At 46.9% G+C, this 22,667-nt stretch carries 15 protein-coding genes; 6 read left to right on the top strand and 9 right to left on the bottom strand.

All coding sequences use genetic code 11. The features are described 5' to 3' along the window. The first annotated feature begins 52 nt into the window (after positions 1–52). Entirely contained in the window at positions 53–1,513 is a 1,461-nt protein-coding gene (locus QUB06_RS16085; protein WP_333436113.1) for a serine/threonine-protein kinase, read from the top strand. A gap of 87 nt (positions 1,514–1,600) precedes the next feature. After that, positions 1,601–3,274, top strand: a complete 1,674-nt coding sequence (locus tag QUB06_RS16080; RefSeq protein ID WP_333436112.1) for an asparagine synthase-related protein — start codon at positions 1,601–1,603, stop codon at positions 3,272–3,274. 530 nt (positions 3,275–3,804) lie between these two features. Here the strand turns inward: QUB06_RS16080 and QUB06_RS16075 are convergent. Continuing rightward, positions 3,805–4,809, bottom strand: coding sequence for a zinc-dependent alcohol dehydrogenase family protein (locus QUB06_RS16075; RefSeq protein WP_333436145.1), 1,005 nt, complete (start codon positions 4,807–4,809; stop codon positions 3,805–3,807). Position 4,810: 1 nt separating this feature from the next. Between QUB06_RS16075 and QUB06_RS16070 the strand changes: the two genes are divergently transcribed. Next, the gene (locus tag QUB06_RS16070; RefSeq protein WP_333436111.1) at positions 4,811–6,193 is read left to right on the top strand and encodes a transposase; all 1,383 of its coding nucleotides are present in this window, start codon (positions 4,811–4,813) and stop codon (positions 6,191–6,193) included. Positions 6,194–6,314: 121 nt separating this feature from the next. Continuing rightward, the gene (locus QUB06_RS16065) at positions 6,315–9,860 is read left to right on the top strand and encodes an EAL domain-containing protein (RefSeq protein WP_333436110.1); all 3,546 of its coding nucleotides are present in this window, start codon (positions 6,315–6,317) and stop codon (positions 9,858–9,860) included. 131 nt (positions 9,861–9,991) lie between these two features. Here the strand turns inward: QUB06_RS16065 and ilvN are convergent, their stop codons facing one another. The 4 genes from ilvN to QUB06_RS16045 form a co-directional block, all read right to left on the bottom strand. After that, entirely contained in the window at positions 9,992–10,510 is a 519-nt protein-coding gene (gene ilvN / locus QUB06_RS16060) for an acetolactate synthase small subunit (RefSeq protein WP_333138820.1), read from the bottom strand. 473 nt (positions 10,511–10,983) lie between these two features. Beyond that, positions 10,984–11,796 (bottom strand): carbon-nitrogen hydrolase family protein, encoded by an 813-nt coding sequence (locus QUB06_RS16055; RefSeq protein ID WP_333436109.1) that lies wholly within the window; start codon positions 11,794–11,796, stop codon positions 10,984–10,986. 261 nt (positions 11,797–12,057) lie between these two features. Next, the gene (psaJ, locus tag QUB06_RS16050) at positions 12,058–12,186 is read right to left on the bottom strand and encodes a photosystem I reaction center subunit IX (RefSeq protein WP_106151078.1); all 129 of its coding nucleotides are present in this window, start codon (positions 12,184–12,186) and stop codon (positions 12,058–12,060) included. A 119-nt stretch (positions 12,187–12,305) separates the two neighbouring features. Beyond that, positions 12,306–12,794 (bottom strand): Photosystem I reaction center subunit III, encoded by a 489-nt coding sequence (locus QUB06_RS16045; protein ID WP_333436108.1) that lies wholly within the window; start codon positions 12,792–12,794, stop codon positions 12,306–12,308. Positions 12,795–13,124: 330 nt separating this feature from the next. Between QUB06_RS16045 and tsaD the strand changes: the two genes are divergently transcribed. Both tsaD and QUB06_RS16035 read left to right on the top strand, forming a co-directional pair. Further along, positions 13,125–14,198 (top strand): tRNA (adenosine(37)-N6)-threonylcarbamoyltransferase complex transferase subunit TsaD, encoded by a 1,074-nt coding sequence (gene tsaD / locus QUB06_RS16040; protein ID WP_333436107.1) that lies wholly within the window; start codon positions 13,125–13,127, stop codon positions 14,196–14,198. 109 nt (positions 14,199–14,307) lie between these two features. Then, positions 14,308–14,799 (top strand): N-acetyltransferase family protein, encoded by a 492-nt coding sequence (locus tag QUB06_RS16035; RefSeq protein WP_333436106.1) that lies wholly within the window; start codon positions 14,308–14,310, stop codon positions 14,797–14,799. Between the two features lie 197 nt (positions 14,800–14,996). On the opposite strand, the gene QUB06_RS16030 is transcribed toward QUB06_RS16035, so the two are convergent. The 4 genes from QUB06_RS16030 to QUB06_RS16015 all read right to left on the bottom strand — a co-directional run bounded on the left by QUB06_RS16030 (position 14,997) and on the right by QUB06_RS16015 (position 22,283). After that, on the bottom strand, positions 14,997–15,737 hold the full coding sequence (locus QUB06_RS16030; RefSeq protein WP_333436105.1) for an HAD family hydrolase: 741 nt from the start codon (positions 15,735–15,737) through the stop codon (positions 14,997–14,999). Positions 15,738–15,937: 200 nt separating this feature from the next. Further along, complete coding sequence (locus QUB06_RS16025) at positions 15,938–16,321, bottom strand: endonuclease domain-containing protein (RefSeq protein WP_333250124.1); 384 nt, start codon at positions 16,319–16,321, stop codon at positions 15,938–15,940. A 107-nt stretch (positions 16,322–16,428) separates the two neighbouring features. Then, positions 16,429–20,643 carry a chemotaxis protein CheB gene (locus QUB06_RS16020; RefSeq protein ID WP_333436104.1) on the bottom strand — a complete coding sequence of 1,405 codons (4,215 nt, stop codon included), beginning with the start codon at positions 20,641–20,643 and terminating at the stop codon, positions 16,429–16,431. A gap of 230 nt (positions 20,644–20,873) precedes the next feature. Then, positions 20,874–22,283, bottom strand: coding sequence for an adenylate/guanylate cyclase domain-containing protein (locus QUB06_RS16015; RefSeq protein WP_333436103.1), 1,410 nt, complete (start codon positions 22,281–22,283; stop codon positions 20,874–20,876). Positions 22,284–22,667: the final 384 nt, after the last annotated feature.

The following is a 22,667-nucleotide window of genomic DNA, read 5'->3' as shown; positions in this document are numbered from 1 at the left end:
CTTCCTTCTTCCCTCTTCCCTCTTCCTTCTTCCCTCTTCTTACCAAACAAAAATGGAAGTTTACTGCACCCGACCGGGCTGCCCGCGCCCTCAAAACTATTTTCCCGACCTCGATGACAGTTCGCGGCTGAAAACTGTGCAGCAAAAGTTTTGCACCGCTTGCGGGATGCCCATGATTTTGAGCGGGCGCTATTTGCCCGTGAGGTTGTTGGGTCAAGGCGGTTTTGGGGCAGCATTTTTGGCCAGAGACCGCTATACTCCAGCGATGCGGCAGTGCGTTGCTAAACTTTTGCAGCCGTCGGTAAGTCTGACTCCGCCCCAGCTAACAATCGCTCAAACTCTGTTTGAACGGGAAGCGGCGGTGCTGGAAGAACTGGGAAACGAACATTCCCAAATTCCGAGTTTGCTGGCTTTTTTTGAGCTGACTGTTCCGAGTTTGCAGCCGGGAAAAAACGATCAGTTTTTCTATCTGGTTCAAGAATTTATAGACGGTCAAAATTTGGAGGATGAACTAGCTGTTAAAGGCAGGTTCTCGGAGGCGGAAACGGTAGAGGTGCTGCGGGAAATTTTGAAGGTTCTCGATTTTGTGCACTCTCGCGGTTCGATTCACCGGGATATTAAACCTGCTAATATTATGCGGGGTAAAAACGGTCGGCTTTATTTATTAGATTTTGGGGCTGTTAAACAAGTAACACAAAGTGTTGCGAGTGCAAAAGCTTCGACTGGTATTTATTCTTTGGGTTACGCTCCGCCAGAACAGATGAGCGGGCAAGAAGTTTATCCGGCAACGGATTTGTATGCTTTGGCTGTGACTTGTATTACTTTGCTGAGTGGTTTGCAGCCGACGGAGCTTTTTGATAGTTACAGAAACGAATGGAATTGGCAGTCGCGGGTGCAGGTAAGTTCGCGTTTGGCTCACGTTCTCGATCGAATGTTATTATCAGCTCCCAGCCAGCGGTTTCAATCTGCGAGTGAGGTGGAAGCAGCTTTGATGGCTCGACCTCAACAGCCTAACATCGTCGTGCAGCCGCCGACCCTACGGACTGCGACTCCCCTACCGACTCAGCAGCTACCACCGACTCAGCAGCCTCCTGTACGGGTTCCTGCAACACCTCCCGGAGGGCTGCAACCTTCGCAGAGAGCGACTTTTTCGATTTGGGAGGTTTTGTCGGGGGCGGCGTTTACGGGTTTTGAGGCGGGGGTGCTGGCGATCGCCCTGACGAGTTTGCTGCCCTCTCCTGGCTTGAGGATCGGATTGTTGGGGATGATTGTGGCGGGTTTGATTTACGGCCAGTACCGCAGGGCGATCGAACAAACTGAGATGTTGATTATTGGTGCAGGTACTCTGGCTTTGCTGTGGTTTTTCCCGGCTTTGCAGACGGCGGCACTTGCGATTTATCCGAATTCTCCGATCACTGGCGTGTTGTTTGTGGGATGGTTGGGTGCTTTGGGTGCGATCGCTGGAACAGCTATTTTTAGATTGATTTATAAGTTACTTTCTAATATTTTTTAAGCTAATAGTCATCTCCAGAAAAGCCTGTTTTGAACAGGCAAGATGCCTGTTCCACAATAATTAATTATGGGAGATGTCTAATTTAAAATGCACACTCAGAAGTCTATCTACCCGAATTGGGTCATTGCTTGGGGCCCAGAAGCCCGATCGCACCCTGCAACTTGGGAAACTTCCGGTTTTGCCATAATCGGAGCTCAACCCACCTTCAGCCCCAATCAGCGATTTGTGCTGGTAGGTGACTGCTGCTTCGATCGCACTCCCATGCTCAAACAACAGATTGACACAGATGGATTGACCGATTTGGCGATCGTCGCGCGGCTGTGGGAGCAGTACGGTACTAAAACACTGAGCTTGCTGTCAGGACAATTTGCCCTTGCCGTGTGGGATAGAGACGAACAAACATTGTGTCTGGGGCGCGATCGCGTGGGAGCCAAAACGCTCTATTACACCCGTACAGGAACGACTCGCTGGATTGCGCCTCGACTGCGATCGCTCAATCCGTATCACGATCGAGAACTTGATTTAGTTGCTTTGCGCGACTACTTGTGCTGTGCGTTTGTACCCGGAGCACAAACGCTGTGGGAAGCGGTACGAGAGTTGCGGCCCGGTAGCTACCTGTACTTACCGGATATTGAGGCGGAGAGATACTGGCAGCCACAGGAGCAAATTACTAACGCCGATCGCCCTTTGGAATGGCATAGTCAACAAGTGCGATCGCTTTTGGAACAACTGGTGCAGGAAGCGCTACCAGCGGGAGAACCAGTCGCAGCATATCTTTCGGGCGGGATAGACTCAAGTTGCGTCGCCGCGATCGCAGCGCGACTGCACGATCGCCCGGTGCACACTTTTTCCATGCACTTTGGCGCTCAATATCCCAGCGAGATTGAATTTGCCAACCTCGTCGCAGCACATTGTGGCACTGAGCACCATATTTTAGAAGTTTCGCCAAAGCAAATTTGGGAGTTGCTACCGGAAACGCTGGCGGCGATGGATGATCCGGTGGGGGAAGGCTTGACGGTTCCCAATTTGCTGTTGGGGCGATCGGCAAAGCAATTCGCAGACGTGGTACTCAATGGCGAAGGCGGCGATCCGTGCTTTGGCGGGCCGAAAAATAAGCCGATGCTGCTGAATAGTTTGTACGGTTCGGTTCAGGTTAAAGCCGATCCGATCGCAGCTTACTTGACTTCGTTTCAAAAATGCTATGTGGATTTGCCACGTTTGCTGAAGCCGGAGGTTTGGGAAAAGGTGAAGAATGCGCCTTCCGTCTTTGCTGAGGAATTGCAACAGACAGAAACGACGTTTTTGAATCGGCTGATGCGGCTCAACATTGAGTTTAAAGGAGCCGATTACATTTTGACCAAGGTGAATAATCTCACGGCTGCGGCGGGACTAAAAGCTCGATCCCCCCTATTCGATGCGCGGATGGTGGCACTAAGTTTACAAATTCCGCCAGAATATAAGCTTTCGGGCGCGCAGGAAAAAGCGGTTCTCAAGGCTGCTGTGGCGGATTTGCTGCCCGATGTCATTGTCAACCGTCCGAAAAGCGGGATGGTGATGTCGATGCAGCAGTGGTTTTTGAGGGATTGGCAGCGGCAAGCGCGATCGTTGCTGCTGAATCGTCATGCGGCGATCGCACCTTACCTCGATCGAACACTAATCCGCGAGTGGCTAAACTATCGTGGGGAAGTTTTTCCCCGCTATGGGCTGAAGCTGTGGCTGCTGGTGACGCTGGAAATTTGGTTACAAGTGAATCGCCGTTAGGATCGCGAATTAAATAACTTAAGCTGTTCTACATTTAAACTGTGTGTCAAAAATCAATAAAACTCTTGTGGGACGGGCTTCTAGCCTGTCCAGAATTTCCAATTTAAAGGCGTAACAGCTTACAATTTTAATTGTTATTGTGGGACGGGCGGGACGCCCATCCCACAAACTTGTGGAAGTTATTTAATTCTCATTCCTTAGTTATCCAAAACTAGGATAGGAAGCCGTGCCTTGCGTCGTGTCAATTTAAGCACTTGACCCCCAATTTTCTCTATCAACAGCGGCATTTTTCCTATGCGGTTTTCGCTCTTGTTTATATAGCAATCCTCGCATCATTGGTAAATTTATTATTCCCTCCCCTTGATAAGGGGAGGGTTGGGATGGGGTAAAAAGTTTACGACTCCTGCAAGGATTGCTAGAGCTCTCCTGCGATGATTATTGGATGTTTGGTTTCACCCTTTTTTGATTCGCCAACAGTCTCTTGAAATCGCCCGCGCTTCTTCAACCCGCAATGTTAACCATCGGCTTTTTTAACCCCCAATTTCCAGCACTATTTTACCAGTTACTGAGCCTGTTTCTAACAGTTCGTGAGCGGCTTGCGCTTCTTCGAGAGGGAAAGTTTTGCTGACGTGAATTTTTAGCAAGTTGCGATCGCACAAACGAGCACACTTCTGCAGAATATGAGCCTGCTGTTCCTGTTCCTCCACCAAACCTTCCAGCATCGGTGTCAACATTAATTCCAGACTAATTCTCAGATTCCGCATTCTCGCTGTTTTCAAATTGCCCAAAGCCGGATCGGGTTCCAAAATTGTTACCAAATCTCCATAAATCTTCACAGCCGGAATAGTTTGGTAAAAAGTTTCTCCCCCGACTGTATCGAAAGCCAAATCAACTCCTTGTCCTTGAGTCCAAGTCAAAACCTCATCGACAACATTGGTATTTTTGTATAAAATAACTGAATCTGCACCTAGGTGCTTGACAAAATTGGCTTTTTCCTCAGAACTAACAGTCGTGCAAACCTCTGCCCCCTGTAATTTCGCCAACTGTACCGCGACGTGGCCGACACCGCCGGCACCAGCTTGAATCAGCACTTTTTGGCCGGCTTGCAAGCGCCCTCGATCGTACAGCGATTCCCAAGCTGTAATTAAAACTAACGGTGCCGCCGCCGCCTCAGCAAAACTTAAAGCAGCAGGCTTGAGGGCGAGAAAGCGTTCGTCTACAACGGCAAACTCGGCATAAGTACCGATCGACCCGCCCAAACCGCCATTGCAGAAAAAAACCTCGTCTCCTACTTGGAAACTTTGCACACCAGCACCGACAGCCTCTACGACTCCAGCGCCGTCGCACCCCAAAACGTGAGGAGTTTTATCGGGGTAAAAAGTGCCGCGCGATCGCAACTTAGTATCTATCGGATTGATACCCGCCGCTCGCAACCGCACCAAAACATCTCTTTCTGTTTGTAGAGTAGGAGCGGGGATATCTTGCACTTTCAATACGGACGGGCTTCCGGGGGTTTGAAAAACGATCGCTTTCATCATGGGTGTTACACTAGATCAGATAATCCCTAGACTTTATTGTATATTGCTTAGCAAAGCAACAAAAAAGTTTTCGTTTATCCCCAAAATTATGAGGGTTGTTGAAAGGCATTACATAGATCGGCAGCATCAGTTTTATAAACAGTTTGATGACTTATCGTTTCTGTCCCGAAATCTATCCGCTCATGGTAAATATTATATGAGTAAACAAATTTTTCCTTCTGGCTCTAAAGTTGGTGATACCAGAAGTATCAGACTGTTATCTGCCATCTTAAAACCTACCGACGACTCTAAATCATTACCGGCTAAAATTAGCAAGCAAATTCTCAAACAACTTGTTCAGAATTGGGAGGGTTGCCCCAAGTCAAGAATAGCTTATGACCGATATCTACCTCCATTTTCATTCCTCCGCAGCATCCCCCAATACAAACATAAAATCTGGGGATTTAACTTTTTAATTCAGGATAACCAATCGATAGAAAAAAGGGGAGGGGACAAAAATAAGGAACTACTTCATTTATCTCAAAGTGACATAATAAGTTCTACAAAATCCCAAAATGTCCTCAAGGTAAGGATAGGTATTGAAACAGCGCTCTACTTTGTTGAGGCTGCCCATCAAAAGCTTGTAACGTTGGTGGATTTAAATTCTCACCTCATAGCAGGTAGAGATTTATGGCTCGATCACCTCGTCCCTTTGGCATCTAATAAGCCAACATTTATTCCAACTATCTATGATAAAAAACATCTCAAATCAATCCATCAAGGTTTCAATCAGCGCCGAGCATTTTTACTGTCAAAACTTGACCACGGAAAAGATACCACGCGCCAAATCCAGCCACTCACCTTTAATAATCGAAACAAGCGATTAGAAAACTACCTTCATCAAACCAGCAGTTTGATTGTCAAGCGGTTGGTGGATGAGAAAATAATCCAGTTAATTATTGGCCCAAATCTGAGGGGTAAACAAAATATCAAATTAGACCAAAAAAAAGATCAGATTTTTGTAGTAATTACTCATACCCATATCCTAAAAATTATTACTTACCAAGCTGAGTTAGTCGGTATCAAGGTAATAGTTACAGAAGCATATTATACAAAGAAGTGCAGATTTTTGGATTTAGAGCCTGTCGGTAAGCAAGAGTCTTACCAGGGTAAGAGAGGTAAACGTGGGTGGTTTCGGCCTTTGAATGAAAGTCGGATTAATGCTGATGTGAATGCAGCGTTAAATATGATTATAAAAGTAAAGGTCAACTCACCCTTAGAGGAGCGCCACAACCCTAGAGATGTGTTTGCAGTTTCACCTGTACGGGTTGAGCCTGTACGAAAAAAAAACACAAAAAGTTCGGGAATGTCAAGTATTGCCCGGTTTTTGGTCAACTGTTAACTCTCTTGTCGCCTTCAGGGCGATCTGACCTTGTATTTGTTACCCATCCGTGACGATACTTAGTTATTTTTAAATAGATTGGCTTCAGATAACTACAATAATTGTCGAGCGGTGCTAATCGATGTTCGAGCTAGATTTATTTTTTTACTTTGAGATTCTTGCATATCTTCTGGGATTATCGGCGACTTTAGCCTTGGTGTCCGTGATTTATCTCAAGTGGCAGCGAAGGCCTTCCAGTCTACCGCTAGCCCAAGAGCAACAGCAGTTGGCAGAATTAAAGCCCGACGATTTATCTGCGGGATTGAAAATGCGGAAAAACTTTTTGATTTTCCCCAACTCAAATCAGTGGCCGGCAACTGACAGCTTCTTGGGTAAAGTTTTAGGTATGGGCCGCGCTGTATTCTTGGCCAAGCAAGAGCGCCTAAGTGTGAATTCTTCGCCTCTTTTGGGGCCAGGAACCTGCAAAACCCTAAGTCTGAGCATTTCGGCTTCGATGGGGGAAAATCCCGATCGCCCGAATGCCGAGAATCCTCCCAAAGTTACTGCTTCCGAGCAATTAGAGGAAGATTTGCTAGGCGAAATCCTAGCAGGTACTGAGTCGCCGGGGGGAGCAGAATTCTTTGATGCCTTAGTTTGCCACTTAGCCTCAGCACTCGGAGTTCGCACCGCCGTCGCTGCCAAATCGATTAAGTCGAAGGCAGGCACCGATGCTGCTGCCGATAGATTGCAACTTATCAGTTTTTGGAGCGACGGACAGCAGCAGCAAAACTTTGAGTACGACACCGCCAATACTCCCGAAGCGCGGGTGCTGGAGGCGGGAATGTATTCCTGTCCAGACTACCTCTTGGAAACCTTTCCAGAAGACCGCAGACCGGTAGCTACAGGTGCGCGCAGCTTCCTGGGAGTCTTGCTGAAAAACTCTTACGGCGAACCTTTAGGCATTATTTGTATTTTTCACGATCGACCCCTGGTGGAAGCACATCTTGCCAAATTCCGATTAATTCTCAGCATCTTTGCGGGACGGGCAGCCGCCGAATTAGAGCGGCAGCGCCTAGAAGCAGCACTGTCCACTGTAGAAGCGAAATACTGCGCCCTGGTAGAACAAATGCCCGCTGTCACCTACATTTCTCCCCTCAACCGCAAGGCTGCCAAACTTTACATCAGCCCGCAAATTGAGACTTTTCTAGGTTATTCTGTAGCTGAATGGAGAGCCGATCCCGACTTGTGGCTGAAACTCGTTCACCCAGAAGACCGTGACCGCGTGTTAGTTGAAAACGCCACACAGAAATTCAGCGATGGAGAAGATATCTTCTGCGAGGGGTCGCTGGTTTCAGAATACCGCGCGATCGCCCGCAACGGTCGAGTCGTCTGGTTCCGCGATCAAGCGACCGCAGTTCGCGATGAAGCAAGCAAGTCTGTCATCCTTCAAGGCGCAATGTTTGACATCACAGAGACTAAAGTAGCAGCCAGCGCGCTGCTAGAAAGCGAATACCGCTATTACACTTTGGCAAAAATACTGCCGGTGGGGATTTTCCGCGCCGACGCTGCTGGAGATTGCTTGTACGTCAATGAGCGATTTTTGGAGATGGCGGGACTGACTGCGCCAAAGGCACTAGGCGAAGGTTGGGCGCAAAGTTTGCACCCCGAAGACCGCGAGCGTGTTTTGAGCCAGTGGTATGGCGCTGTCACACAAAAGTTGCCCTGTAAGTTAGAGTATCGCTTTTGCAACGGTGACTTCACAACCTGGGTATTTTGGCAAGCAGTGCCAGAAATGACCCAAAGCGGGGAAGTTCTAGGCTATCTCGGCACGTTGACCGATATCAGCGATCGCAAGCAGGCAGAATTCGCCCTGCAACAGGCGGAAGAGAAATACCGCAGTATCTTTGAAAATGCGATCGAAGGCATTTTCCAGACAACGCCCGACGGACGCTACCTCAGCGCTAACCCTGCTTTGGCGAGAATTTACGGCTACGAGTCGGCCGCCGAATTGATCGCGAATATCCAAGACATAGACCGCCAACTTTACCTCGATCCCATCCGCCGCGTCGAGTTTTTGCGCGCGATCGAAAAACAGGGTTTTGTGTCTGAGTTCGAGTCCCAAGTTTACCGCGCTGACGGCACTACTATCTGGGTTTCCGAGAACGGCCGGGCAGTTCGCGACCCTGACGGAAATTTACTTTACTACGAAGGCACTGTCGAAGATATTACCCTCCGCAAAATAGCCGAAGATAAGTTAGTACACGATGCTTTGCACGATATGCTAACCGGTTTGCCCAACCGAGCTTTATTTATGGATCGCTTGGGGCACGCGATCGAGCTTTCAAAACGTCGCCCGGAGATTTTGTTTGCGGTGCTGTTTATCGATCTCGATCGCTTTAAGGTTGTTAACGACAGTTTGGGGCATTTAGTGGGCGATCGGTTGCTGATCGCGATCGCGCAGCGTCTGGGAATCTGTTTGCGCGCTGGAGATACTGTTGCCCGTCTCGGTGGCGACGAATTCGCTATTTTGCTGGAAAATATCAAAAGCGCCGAGGATGCGATCCAGATTGCCGAACGAGTGCAGGCGGAACTGGCAGAGCCTTTTTACCTTAACGAATATCAAGTTTTTACCAGTGCTAGCATTGGGATTGTTTGTTCTGGTTTTCCTCCGTATCCAAGGGAAACCAGCAAACTGTCGAACCCCGAAAATCTGGGAAATATCGATCGAGAAACTTCTTTGTCTTGCTTATCTTCTGACTCTCCTGTTCCCAATGCCCCGTTCCCCATATTGTACGATCGGCCTGAAGAACTGCTCCGAGATGCAGATGCTGCCATGTATCATGCTAAGGGATTGGGCAAAGCTCGCCACGAAGTTTTTGACTTAAGTATGCACACTCGAGCCGTCGCCCTTTTGCAACTGGAAAACGACCTGCGACGCGCTTTAGACTCCCAGGAATTTCAGCTTTACTATCAGCCCATCGTCTCTCTAGTTACTGGTAGAATCAGCGGTTTTGAAGCGCTGATTCGGTGGTATCACCCGGAGCGGGGTGTCGTATCTCCTGGCGAGTTTATTTTAGTAGCTGAAGAAACTAGATTGATTATACCTATGGGCTGGTGGATGATGCGATCGGCTTGTCATCAGATCCACGAGTGGCACCAAAAATTCCCAACAAATCCGCCCTTGACTGTCAGCGTCAACCTTTCTAACCAACAATTTAAACAACCAGATTTAATCGAGCGCATTCGTGAAATTTTACAAGAAACTCAGCTTGACCCCCGCACTTTAAAGGTAGAAATTACTGAAGGCGTCATCATGGAGAATGCGGAATCAGCAGTCGCTATCCTCGCGGAATTGAAAAATTTAGAAATTCAATTATATATTGACGATTTCGGCACTGGCTATTCTTCTTTGAGCCGCCTGCACACTTTTCCCACTGATGCTTTAAAAATCGATCGAGCTTTTGTCAGCCGCATGACTGAAGATGAAGGCAACGAAGCGATTGTACAGACTATTTTAATTTTAGCCAGTCATTTAGGTATGGATGTAATTGCTGAAGGAATCGAAACCATCGAACAGCTTAATTTACTCAGAGCGCTGCAATGCGAATACGGACAAGGATACTTTTTCTCAAAGCCTATAGACAGCATCGCAGCCACACTTTTGATAGAAAGTCAACCTAAATGGTAATTAGTCAGGAGTCATTAGTCATTGGTCATCAGTCATTGGTAATTGGTAGTTGGTAATAAGAAGTCGAAAGTTAAAAGTTAAAACATTCTTTCTGACTAATGACTAATGACTAATGACTAATGACTAATGACTTAAACTTTCGCTTCCAAAGACTTGAGAAACTCAGTATTTACCCCCGACTCCCGCGTCAGGGCAATTTTCCCAGTACGAGCAATTTCCTTAATCCCAAATCTATTGAGAACCTGGACGATCGCCACCATTTTACCGGGATCTCCGACAACTTCCAATGTCAGCGTATCATCACCAATATCCACCACTCGCGCTCTAAAAATTTGAGCTAACTCAATTATCTCCGATCGCGTCCCGCTAACAGCATTAACTTTCAGCAACATCAACTCGCGTTCCACACAGGGAATTTCCGTTATATCCTGAACTTTAAGCACGTTAATCAACTTGTACAGTTGCTTTGTCAACTGCTCGATAATTTGGTCATCTCCCGGTACAACCATCGTAATCCGAGACACTCCCCCTTGTTCCGCCGGGCCAACGGCCAGACTTTCAATATTAAAACCCCGACGGGCAAACAAACCAGCAATTCGAGTGAGGACACCCGCTTCATCTTCAACTAAAACCGAAAGAGTGTGTTTCATTTATCCCAAAAAGACGCATTTCGTGCAATTCTACTTTCGCCAATTCGCCTTTTAGCAGAACTGCACGGTCATTGAACCTGTATTAAACAATATATAGCAGTTGACAGTTGACAGTTGACAGTTGACAGTTGACAGTTACATATAGCAGTTCGATCGCTTTGTGAGGTAAGCCCGCTGTGCCCTATATCCCAGAACACCTGATGTTACTGAGAAAGGCTCTAGTATCCGACTCAAACCGTTGATGAAGCAAGGGATCGGGGGCTCTATTCATGACGTTATTTATGTCAAGACCGATGTAGCGGTTGCTATATTATGTTGTACGAGCAGGTATGGGGTCGATTCTTCAATTCTAAAATTGCTTTCGCATTGTTCGCGATCGCCCTGCAACCTCTAAAATCTAAAATCTAAAATCTAAAATCTAAAATCGATTGACGGGGACTGAAATTTTGAGACCAATTGGTCTCAAAATTCCTTCAAATAAAAACCCGGTGTTGCAGAGATGGCATCTGGCGGCGGACTTGTTCTAGTCGATCGGGATTAATTTCTGCGATCGCCACACCCGGTTCCTCTCCAGCATCCGCCAAAATTGCACCCCAAGGGTCTATAATCATCGCGTGACCGTGTGTTTGACGGCGGCCGTAGTGGCGGCCAGTTTGTGCAGGGGCAATCATATAACAAGTATTCTCGATCGCCCTAGCTTGCAACAAAACCTTCCAGTGATCCTTGCCAGTGTAAGCGGTAAACGCCGCCGGCACGAACAAAATATCAGCCCCCTTGTACGACAAATGCCTGTACACCTCCGGGAACCGCACGTCATAGCACACCGAAAGTCCCAGCGTCCCCAAATCCGGCGACACATAAACAGGCGGCAAATCTTCACCAGCTTTCACAGTGTTCGATTCCCTGTAAGTAATGCCGTCTGGCACATTCACATCGAACAAATGTACTTTTCTGTACCTTGCCACTTCCGTGCCGTTTGGGTCTACCAGCAAACAAGTATTGTATACCTTCCCCCCCTCCGTCGGCACTGGAAATCCGCCGCCCAGAATCGTTACCTGGAATCGCTGGGCCATCGTTTTGATAAATTTTTCGCTTTGGAGCCCGATCGCCTCTGCTGAAGCAATCTTTTCCTCCTCCTCTCCCATAAACGAGAAATTTTCTGGTAAGGAAACTAACTCCGCACCCCGACGCACTGCCAGGTCGATTAATTCCTCTGCCTGAACCAAATTTTTTTGCAGGTCAGGCAAGCTAGTCATTTGAATTGCTGCGGCGAGATAAGACTTCATCGATTCAAAATATTAGTCATTAGTCATTAGTCATTAGTCATTAGTCATTAGCCATTAGTCATTAGTCATTGGTAACTAATTTGATAACTAAATAGTTGATATCCTGGGATTTTACCCATTTATGCGCTGTTTAGCACGACGAAATGGTATGGTTTGAGAGTTTTGATATTTGAGTTTTAAATTAACCTGTAACTCATCACTCAAAACTCAAAACTCTCAACTTTTACCTACTAGGTTTTGCAACCTAATTTCCCTCAAATCTTAAGGCATTGGGTGAAAAAGCAGGTCTGGGAAAAAGCGGTTAAATTCAATTAAAGCCGCGCCTTGAATGGATAGCCAAAGGATAGCCAATACTGGGGCGGTCGAAAGAAACTTGACAAAGTATTGCATGAATTCTGCTCCTGAAAATTCGAGACAGTGGGTAATTGCCTATCGGTCTAGCGCGCTAATTGCTAATTTCCAGTTAATTAATTAACTGTTAGCTATTAGCTCTTCTCCATTTCCCAATTTTAGCGGGGGGAAACAGTAATTTCGTCGTCCTTCGCAAACATTTCACCAGTGGTGATTTCTTTGAGAGCTGCTAGAGGCCACAAAAAGCCACTCAGCATAAATGCGACTGCCTTTGGAACATCGATAATAATCTCTTTTTCCTCAGGAGAGTCAGATTTTTTGGCTGCTTGCAGATAAGAACGGCCGACCCAACCAATCCAACCTGCCATATACAAGAACAGTATGCTAGGAATCAAAAAGTCCCCTGCTTTGCTCAAGTTGCCGTCTACGATTAAGTGCGGGTATCCTTCCGGGCCGCACATCGCTTGAGAATAGCGATCGAACCGCGCTTTCGCAGATGCCGGGTCGCCATTTGTAGAACGTGCATTTTTAGCCAGTTCCTTGAATTCGGGAGAGTCCTTGCACGGCACTAAATTGTAAGCCGAAGCAACTGGAGCAAAACTGAACCAGACACTCAACACTAAAATTGCAGCAAACAATCGTCGCATGGAATTGTTTCCTTTTGTTACAAAACAATAAGTTTTTGTACAAGCATTTCAACTTGCCAATCTGGAATCCAGATTACCGTGTTTGTTGACAGTGTAAAGTATCCATCATTGATGTGGCAAATCCCAATAGAGTGAGGGATTCGCGTTTTCATAGGTCAATGCTGAGCTAGCAATACCGCGAGGATATTCCTTCATTGCATCAGATGATGGCCTTACCTGTCGATCGGGCAAAAATCCCTTAACAATAACCTGAGTACAGGTAGAGCGGGGGACTTGCGCCGAATTAGTTAAGCTAGCAATAACTAACCTATCAAATAAAATTACCAGTTAATGGCAACCATTTTCGCGATCGAAACAAGTTGTGACGAAACAGCAGCAGCGATTGTTAAGAATCGTCAAGTTTGCAGCAATGTTGTAGCATCACAAATTAAAATCCACGAGCAGTTTGGCGGAGTAGTGCCGGAAGTCGCTTCGCGGAGTCACCTAGAAATGCTCAATCAGGTAATTGCCCAGTGTCTCGGTGAAGCAAACCTGAGTTGGTCAGAAATTGACGGCATTGCAGCGACTTGTGCCCCCGGTTTAGTAGGTGCATTGTTAGTCGGGCTGACAGCGGCGAAAAGCTTGGCAATAGTCCATCAAAAACCTTTTTTAGGCGTCCACCACCTCGAAGGGCACATCTACGCTTCTTACCTTACCGAACCCGACTTGCAGCCACCGTTTTTGTGTTTGTTAGTTTCCGGGGGACACACTAGCTTCATTTACGTCAAAGATTGCGGCGTTTATGAAACTGTAGGACACACACGCGACGACGCAGCCGGCGAAGCTTTTGATAAAGTAGCGAGACTGTTGCAGCTAGGATATCCCGGCGGGCCGCTGATTGACAAATTGGCAGCCCTTGGCAATCCCCAAGCATACCCTCTACCAGAAGGCAGAATTTCCTTGCCTGGTGGCGGCTACCATCCTTACGACAGCAGTTTTAGCGGCTTGAAAACCGCAGTTTTGCAATTAGTACAGAAACTCAAGAAACAAAATAACAATGTGGGTGCGGAAGGCATCTTGCCTGCCTCTACAATTAATGATATTGCGGCCAGCTTTCAGGAAACTGTAGCTAAGGGTTTAACAAAAAGAGCGATCGACTGTGCCGTAAATTTCGGGCTTAGCACTATTGTAGTGGGTGGGGGAGTTGCAGCAAACAGCGGACTCCGAAAACACTTACAAGCAGCCGCAGCAAAACACAACTTGCGGGTATTGTTTCCGCCATTAAAATATTGTACAGACAACGCAGCAATGATTGGCTGTGCAGCGGCAGAACACTTGCAGCGAGGACACACATCACCGCTAACTTTGGGAGCAAATTCGCGGATGGCTCTCAGCGATATTATGGAACTGTACAAGAGTTATTAGTCATTAGTCATTAGTCATTAGTCAACAGTCAACAGTCAACAGTCAACAGTCAACAGTCAACAGTCAACAGTCAACAGCCAACAGTCAACAGTCAACAGTCAACCCAACGATGAAAATCCGCGACGCAGAAGAAAGCGATTTGCCAGCAATTGTCCAAATATACAACGCAGCAATACCGGGCAGAATGGCCACAGCAGATTTAAAACCAGTCTCAGTCGAAAGCCGCCTCCCGTGGTACAGAGAACACTCCTCCCATTCCTGGCCGATTTGGGTAATGGAATCAGAACAAAATATTGTTGGCTGGCTGAGTTTGCAGATTTTCTACGGACGCGCCGCCTATCAGCATACAGCAGAAGTTAGCATCTACGTCGCACCCGATCGCCAACGCTGCGGAATCGGACAAAATTTATTGCAATCGGCAATTGTGCGGAGTCCAGAATTGAAGCTAAAAACTCTCATAGGAATAATTTTTGCTCACAATCAGCCGAGTGTAAGATTGTTTGAGAAATTTGGCTTTCAGCGCTGGGGATATCTGCCACAAGTTGCCGAACTTGACGGCCTTGAAAGAGATGTCGTAATTCTGGGTTTGCGTTGTTTGTAGGGAAACGGCAATGCCAATTGGTGTCAACTTAAGGTCAAACGTAATACCGGTCTGCTGTTTGACGATTAGGCCTCGATCCCCCCTAGCCCCCCTTAAGAAGGGGGGGACAGGAAGCGCTCAAAGTCCCCCTTCTTAAGGGGGATTTAGGGGGATCGAGACTACGGTAGAAGCGAGATTTTCCAGGCTCTGATGTTTGCTCAATCTGCTAAAATTGTAATTTCATCCAAAGATGCGATCGCCACATCAGCATTTTCCAAATGACTAACCTCGGCCTTCCCCCAACAAATCCCTATACACCCAGCCGCGCCCGCATTTTTACCCATCTGAATATCGCCCGCTGAATCTCCCACCATCAAAGTTGCTGCGGGATTTACTCCGAGTTTCTCACAAGCTTGCAAAAACAATTTCGGATCAGGTTTATGAACCGTTGAATCCACTCCCATTTCTAACTGAATCCACTCGGCTAATGCGTGGTGTTTCACAAATTTCTGCACAACCTCCGTCGTAGCCGCCGAAAGAATTCCCAGTTTTAAACCCGCTTCCGAGAGATATTTCAGGACTTCCAAACTGCCGACAAATAAAGGAGAAACAGCACTATTTTTAAACATTTCGTCAGCTTCGTCAAAAGCGCGGCGCGCAATAGTTAAAGATTCCAGCCATCCCCTCCCGGTTTCGGCGATGTATCCCGCCGCCACAATCTCATTTTCCCTGCGACTCCCGACTGCTAGCAAGCCCGTGGGGTCAATGCTGCCGCTTTCGATACCGAAAGCCATTTGTAAAGGCTCTCCAACGCCCGGAATTTGAGCGTCTGCGAGGCGCGCTCGCTTCATCCCCAACAGTCTCAAAAACTCCTGAGAATCCTCTAGAGTGCCGTCTTTGTCAAAGATTACGGCTTGGATATTGGAGAAGGTAATGCCCCGACATTTAATAGTTACCAAGAATTTGAACTCCGTAATTTTTATATTTTTTTGTATGGTCTCATATTGTGCTATTTTTAGCAATTGTTTTTAGCGCAACATAACTCTCTTGTCCCCCCCTTATTAAGGGGGGCTAGGGGGGATCTGGCCTTAACTATTACGAGATGCCCGATCGTACTCTTGTCCCCCCCTTAATAAGGGGAGTTAGGGGGGATATGGCCCTAATAATGACGATCGCACGCACCCAACAACTCCTGACAAACTCCCTCAAAACACTGCAACACATCAACATTCGTAAACCTGACAACTTGCAGTCCATACCCCTCGAAAATTCCTGTTCTTTCCGCATCATATTGTTTCCCCTGTTCGGTAAAATGACTCTCGCCATCAACCTCAATTACCAATCTTAAAGCAGCACAATAAAAATCTACAATAAAATTGTCGATCGGGCGCTGTCTCAAAACTCGAAAAGGGAAATTTCTCAGAAAATCTTCCCAAAGTTTTTTTTCGGCTGGAGTTGGATTTTTCCGAAGTTCCTTGGCGATAGGGATGAGTTTTGGGTTGTAAGGTAGGTGGAAATTCGAGTCGTTTAATTTGGTCATCATCCTCCTAATCTCGGATCGATCCCCCCTAACCCCCCTTAAGAAGGGGGGGACAAGAGTTTAACTGCCTCATCTAATCTGAAATATCATAAATAAAAACTCCACAATATTTAAAACCGTCCCGCTAAATTGGCAACCCTTAATGCTAGTTGAACGGGCTGCACTGGCTTAGCAATATGAGTTTGAAAACCCGCTTCGATCGCCCTTTCGCGTTCTTTATCGCTCGCATACGCAGTCAGCGCCACCGCTGGGATTTCTCCTCCTGCTTCCGCAGCAAGAGTTCGCACTTCTCGAATTAAGAAATACCCATCTTCCTGTGGCATTCCGATATCAGAGATTAGCACGTCATATTTGCCGGGATTTTCAGTCAAAGCAACGATCGCACTTCTGGCAGATGCAACTGTCAAAACCTCAGCCCCGTAGCTTTCGAGCACAAATGCTAAGAGCTCCCGCGTATCGATCTGATCGTCTACAACTAAGATGTGCAAGCCTTCGAGAGAGGGGACAATATCGGTAGAGGCATTCAAAGGCGCAGCCAAAGCAATTGTTTTTAAATCGATCGCCGATGTCAACACTTGAGGCAACGATCGCAACGGAAATTTCAGAGTCATTGTAGTTCCTTGTCCCTCACCCGGACTATCCGCTTCCACCGTTCCCCCGTGCAATTCTACCAGATGACGCACGATCGACAAACCCAATCCCAGCCCTTGATTAGCCTTGCCGCTGCTGGAATCCCCTTGATGGAAACGATCGAAAATATACGGCAACAAGTCGGCCCGAATGCCTTTTCCCGTGTCGCTAACTCGAAGTTGAGCGTAATTCTCGATCGCCGACAGCGTGACTTCTACTCGTCCCCCCGCAGGAGTAAACTTAATGGCATTAGACAGAAGATTCCACACAACTTGTTGCAATCTATCAGCATCGCCTAAAACAGTTGCACCACTCAACTGCGAAACTACTTGAATATTTTTTGCCTCCGCTGATAATTGAACCCCATCCAGCGCAGCTTGCACCACCAAAACCAGATCCATCAAACTGCTATTAAGAGCGAGCTTGCCGCTCGTAATCCTGGCAATATCCAGGATATCTTCGATTAACTGAGATTGCGTCCTAGCGCAGCGCTCGATCACCTCTAGAGCGCGATTAGCCGCTGCTTCCTTAAGCACGCCGGAGCGCAGGATTTTTGCCCATCCCAGGATCGGAGTCAGGGGGTTGCGGAGTTCGTGGGAGAGATTCGCGAGAAATTCATCTTTAGCACGGTTAGCACTTTCTGCTTGTTGGCGGGCCAACTGTTCATGCTCCAATAACTGCGATCGTAGTATCTCCAACTGCTTGCGCTCGGTGATATCCTCGATCGACAACAGAATCATTAAAGCTTGGTCTTCTTGTTGAAGTTTACAAGCATTAAGCAGCATGGTTTTGGACCCGCTCCGATCAAAAACGTGATCCAACTCAAAGTTTTGAAGCTGAACATCGCTAACGAGAATATCTTCCAATATCCATCGCAATTGAGGGATATTCCACTGCCCGTTTCCTAGCTCAAACAGCGAATATTGCGCTATTTCTGACGGTGAAACCTGAAAGGTTTTATAGAACGCTCGATTTGCTTTATTCACTCGGAAATCAGCATCTAGCGCCACTAAAGGCGTTTGCACAGTTTCCACGATCGCCTCAGCATAATTTCGGGATTCCTCCAAGGTTCTGACACTGCGTTTAAGAGCATCAATATCGAGCAAAACCATGACCACACCGTCAATCTGGTTTTCCGTTGTCCGGTAAGGACGAATGCGGAGGTTGTACCAATATCCCGATAAAGTTTGAACTTCTTGTTCTTTCGTCTGGAGAGTATCAATCACCTCCAACATCATCTGTTCCAAGTCGGGAGCGTTCAGAGTCGATCGGATGTCGCTAAAGGGTCGTCCCACATCTGTGGGAATCAGACTAAAAATTTGCTGTGCCGTTGGCGTAAAACGTCGAATATGTAAATCGTTGGTCAGCATTAAGATAGGGATATTGATACTGGAAAGCAAATTTATCAGATCGTTATTGACCAGGCTTTGTTCAATATTTCGGCTGCGAAGTTCATCGTTAGTGGTAGTGAGTTCCTCATTAGTGGCTTGAATCTCTTCTTTGGCAGTTTCTAACTCCTCATTGGTGCTTTGCAACTCCTCGTTGCTCGATAGGATTTCTTCGTTCGCAACTTTGAGGTCTTGGTTGAGACTTTCCTGATCCTGGATCACCGCTTGCAGTTGGGCTTGAGCCGCATTCTTTTGTTGGTTAGCGGCTGCAAGTTGCTGCCTCAGCAGCTCAATTTCACGCACTACATCAGCTTGCTCGAAGCTTTCAGAAGGGAGGATGCTGAGGTTAAGCACCGTGGGTGAAGGCTCTTCAAATACCACCAAAAAGTAGCGTCCTTCGACTGCCTGTGGCCGGAAGGGAATCACCTCAAAATTGACGATACTCGATCGTCCGCCCGATTCAAGCAATACCCCTTCTTTCCTAATGGTTGCGTTCTGCGTTTGTGCCTGATAAATCGCGGTGCGAAGCTCAACCAGCAAGCCTGCCCTTGCCATTGTCAGCAAGTTTAAGTCGGGCGTTCCGGCTACCACTCTCAAGTAAGGATCGATGTCTCCCCGCACTTGCAAGATTTTCATCTGCTCGTTGACAACTACACCGGCTGGGGCATATCGATTTAAAATCAGTTGGTCAGTTTCTTGTTGTAAATCAAAGCTATTCGTAAAATTGTCCTTCACTTCCTGCCGTTCACGTGCTTTAGCTACGGGATAGGAACTCGGCGTAAACGAAAAATTGGGACGAGTCGCCGTCAACTTTTTGGCATAAATTTTACACTTTTTATCCACTGAAGTAAACAAGTAGGAAAATTCTCCGGTACTCTCAGAAGTGCCTAACAGGAGAAAGCCCGTTGGCTTAAGACTGTAATGGAAAATCGGCATCACTTTCTTTTGCAATGACTCTCCCAAGTAGATCAGCACATTGCGACAGCTAACTAAATCGAGATTGGAAAAAGGCGGGTCGCTGCCTAAGTCTTGTCGGGCAAATACACAGAGTTCGCGGACTGCCTTGCTGATTCTATAGCTACCTTCCTCTTGGGCAATAAAGAAGCGAGTACGTCGCTGTGGTGAAACATCTACCATCTGGTTTTCTGAGTAGACGCCAGACCTCGCTTTGCCAATTGCCTGTTCGCCAATGTCCGTGGCAAAAATCTGGATCGGTGGCTGGATAGCTCGATCGCCCAAAAACTCTAACAAGCAAATGGCGAGCGAATAAACTTCTTCACCTGTCGAACATCCCGCCACCCAAACCCGAATCGGAGTTTCGGCCGATTTATTTTGGGTAATCGTGGGGAAAACCAGTTCTTTTAACTTTTCAAAGGCTTCCGGGTCACGGAAGAAACTGGTAACGTGGATCAAGATTTCTTCATACAAAGCTTTGACTTCAGCCGAATTGTGTCGAAGATATTGGGCGTAATCCTCTAAGCTATCGAGCTTGTACAACACGATCCGTCGCTGGATGCGTCGAGCGATCGTCGTGGGTTTGTAGTGGCTGAAATCTACGCCGGTGGTCGATTTTAGCAGCGCAAAAATACTTGCCAGGGCATCTCCCTCTTCGGGCGATTCCTCAACTTTTCTCAGGTGAAGCGGACCAGTGAGAAGGGGATTGCGACTATAGTTTGCCAATTCCTCGGCAATTTTTTCCGGTGGCAGAACGAAATCGACATTGCCTGTGGCAACAGCGGTAATCGGCATACTATCGAATTTTGCCGTGCCTTGACATTGAGCAAAAGTCATGCCTCCGGCTGCTTTGATGGCGTTGAGCCCGAGTGAACCGTCTCCGTCTCCCCCGGATAATACTACGGCGATTGCTTTGTGTCCGCGATCGACTGCCAATGAGGTAAAAAACGCATCTCCCGGCATATATTTGCCATAAATCTTCTCGCGGGGTGATAGTTTCAGCGCCCCGTTAGATACCACCATCTTGGTGTTGGGCGGAATAACGTAGACTTGATTTGGCTCTACAGCTATGCCGTCTTTTACCTCATTAACAGGCATTTGCGTCGTTCTCGCGAGAATCTCGCTCAGGAGACTTTTGTGATCGGGGGCTAAATGCTGAATCAGCACAAACGCCATACCCGTATCGCTCGGTAAATGGCTCAGTAACTGCGTGAATGCTTCCAACCCTCCTGCTGAGGCGGCAATCCCAACAATGGGAAAAGGGGCATCGGTTTTTGCTGATTGTTCGATTTCGAGGGCGGGTGGTGCGATCGATTCGGGTGTATTTTCTGGAGATAATTGAGGAGAAGTCATGATGTGAAGTCCTCGACTTCAGTTATTGAGCCGCCAACATATCTGGTAAGCGTGCGGCTGATTAATTCAGACTATTTTTATCAGAGCTGAGGTTGCCATTATAACGGCAGTCGCTTCAGGATGAGCTAAACTGTTGGAGCCATTATCTGAGGGCGATCGAAAAACTCTATCTGCTGTCGGGGCGATCGCAGGAAGAGGCTGGCAATAACTACTTATATTTGTTTACCTACTTAGCTTCTTTCACCGACCAGTGTAGCAGAAAGTGCGATTACTGATTCTGTATTAATTCTAGCAGTAAAAGCGACTTGCGCCCCTTGTATCCCTTTTAAATCTTCAACTCGTTTGTGAATTTCGGACACTCCAGCAGCTTTTAATGCAGTTAAAAATGCTTGGTCGTTGTAAACATCTTCGGAAAACGAAACTTCGTCACTTTTAGAAAGATTTTGGATGCGGGCGGCTTTGTTGACTGTGGAGCCAAAATAGTCGATCGAATTATTGAGATTTACCAGCAAAGCCGTACCTCGGTGAATGCCAATTCTGACTTGAATCCACTCTTCTTGTTGGCGAGTTGAATTGTATTCTCTGAAACTGGCCACAGCACCGACGGCGGCCATAATTGCTTGTTCGTTGCTGATAAATGAAGCCATGACGGCATCGCCGATAGTTTTAATGACTTTACCGCCAAATTTCTCGATCGAGTCAAAGAAAATTTCAAAATGGTCGCGCACAATATTGTAAGCTTTAGTATCTCCCAGTGTTTCGTACATTCTGGTAGAACCGGTAATATCGGTAAACATAATAGTAATCGCCCGAATCTTGACTCGCTCTCTTTCCGATATTACTTGATCGCCGAACAAACGCTTATAATCCGGGTGATGAAGCAGTTGCATTCCTGATAGGCGCAGGGGCAGTTGTTCTACTGTCAGTTCCTCGGGCAATTCATCTGTATGCAAAATCAGCCCCGACAAATTGTGTTCGGTATTAGTCAATTCGAGCTTAACTTTTCCCGGACGCACGGCCAGCTCTTTTTTGTCAAAATCTGGGCCGGCCAACTGCTTGAGTTTAATTTCTTGTATGGCTTCTGTTTCTTCGCCTTCAACCTTTAAAATCCCTTTAGCTAAAGTCAGGGGACAGCAGTACCGATATCGACCGTTTTCTAAGGTGACAATCTCCGATTCGGTGCAGTATAAAGGCGTTACCAGTTGCAGTTTGCTCTGGAGTACGGGAGGGGGAGCGCAGACGGGCCGCAGTTGCGGGTCTTCGATTTCTTTGTTTAGGGAAAAAGTAACTTCGACGCGATCGAGCAAATCAATTTTAAACTCGCGCTCGCACATCGGGCAAAAAGACATTTCTGATGTGTCTGCCAAGTCCTTAAATTCTTCTGTAATCATGTTGCAGTGGGGACAGTGAATATCCCAGTGCAAGTCGAAGGCGCCGGCTTTTACTCCGTGCAGAAATTCCGAAGTAATTCTTTTAATATTCTTGACTGTACCGGCTGCTAGGTAGTAAGGGTTAATCCGCAACCTCTGCAAAATGTGGGAACCGATTAACCAGTTTTCGATTTGGTCGATCGTTCCTTTGCTACAATTGGGACGTTTTTTTAGCTGTTCTAATTTTTCTTTTAATAGTTCGATGTTCATTATCGGCTTGCCTCAGAGCATTAGGGCAAGAAATTTATAATAATTTCGTTGTATACTTTGCTCATCTGCTTGGTTCGGGCGTGAGAATTCTGATGAGTTTGCACCTGTGCGGATATCTCTTGCCTTTATAAATCTTAACAAATTAGCACCATGAAGGCGATGCCTATTTAGGCAGATTGATTCCGCTGTCTCTTGTTTTAATTCAAAGTGCGATCGCTGCATCGGTCTACAGAAAGATATTAAATCTCGGTAATTAAGAATGGGGAATTGGCAATTGGGAATTGGCAATTGTCAACCACCCAGCACCGACTAATGACTAATGACTAATGACTAATGACTAATGACTAATGACTAATGACTAATGACTAATGACTAATGACTAAT

The organism is Microcoleus sp. D2_18a_D3 (assembly GCF_036702455.1).
GTDB lineage: Bacteria > Cyanobacteriota > Cyanobacteriia > Cyanobacteriales > Microcoleaceae > Microcoleus.
The sequence above is the reverse complement of the archived record's forward strand: the minus strand, read 5'-3'. Positions and strand labels throughout refer to the sequence as shown.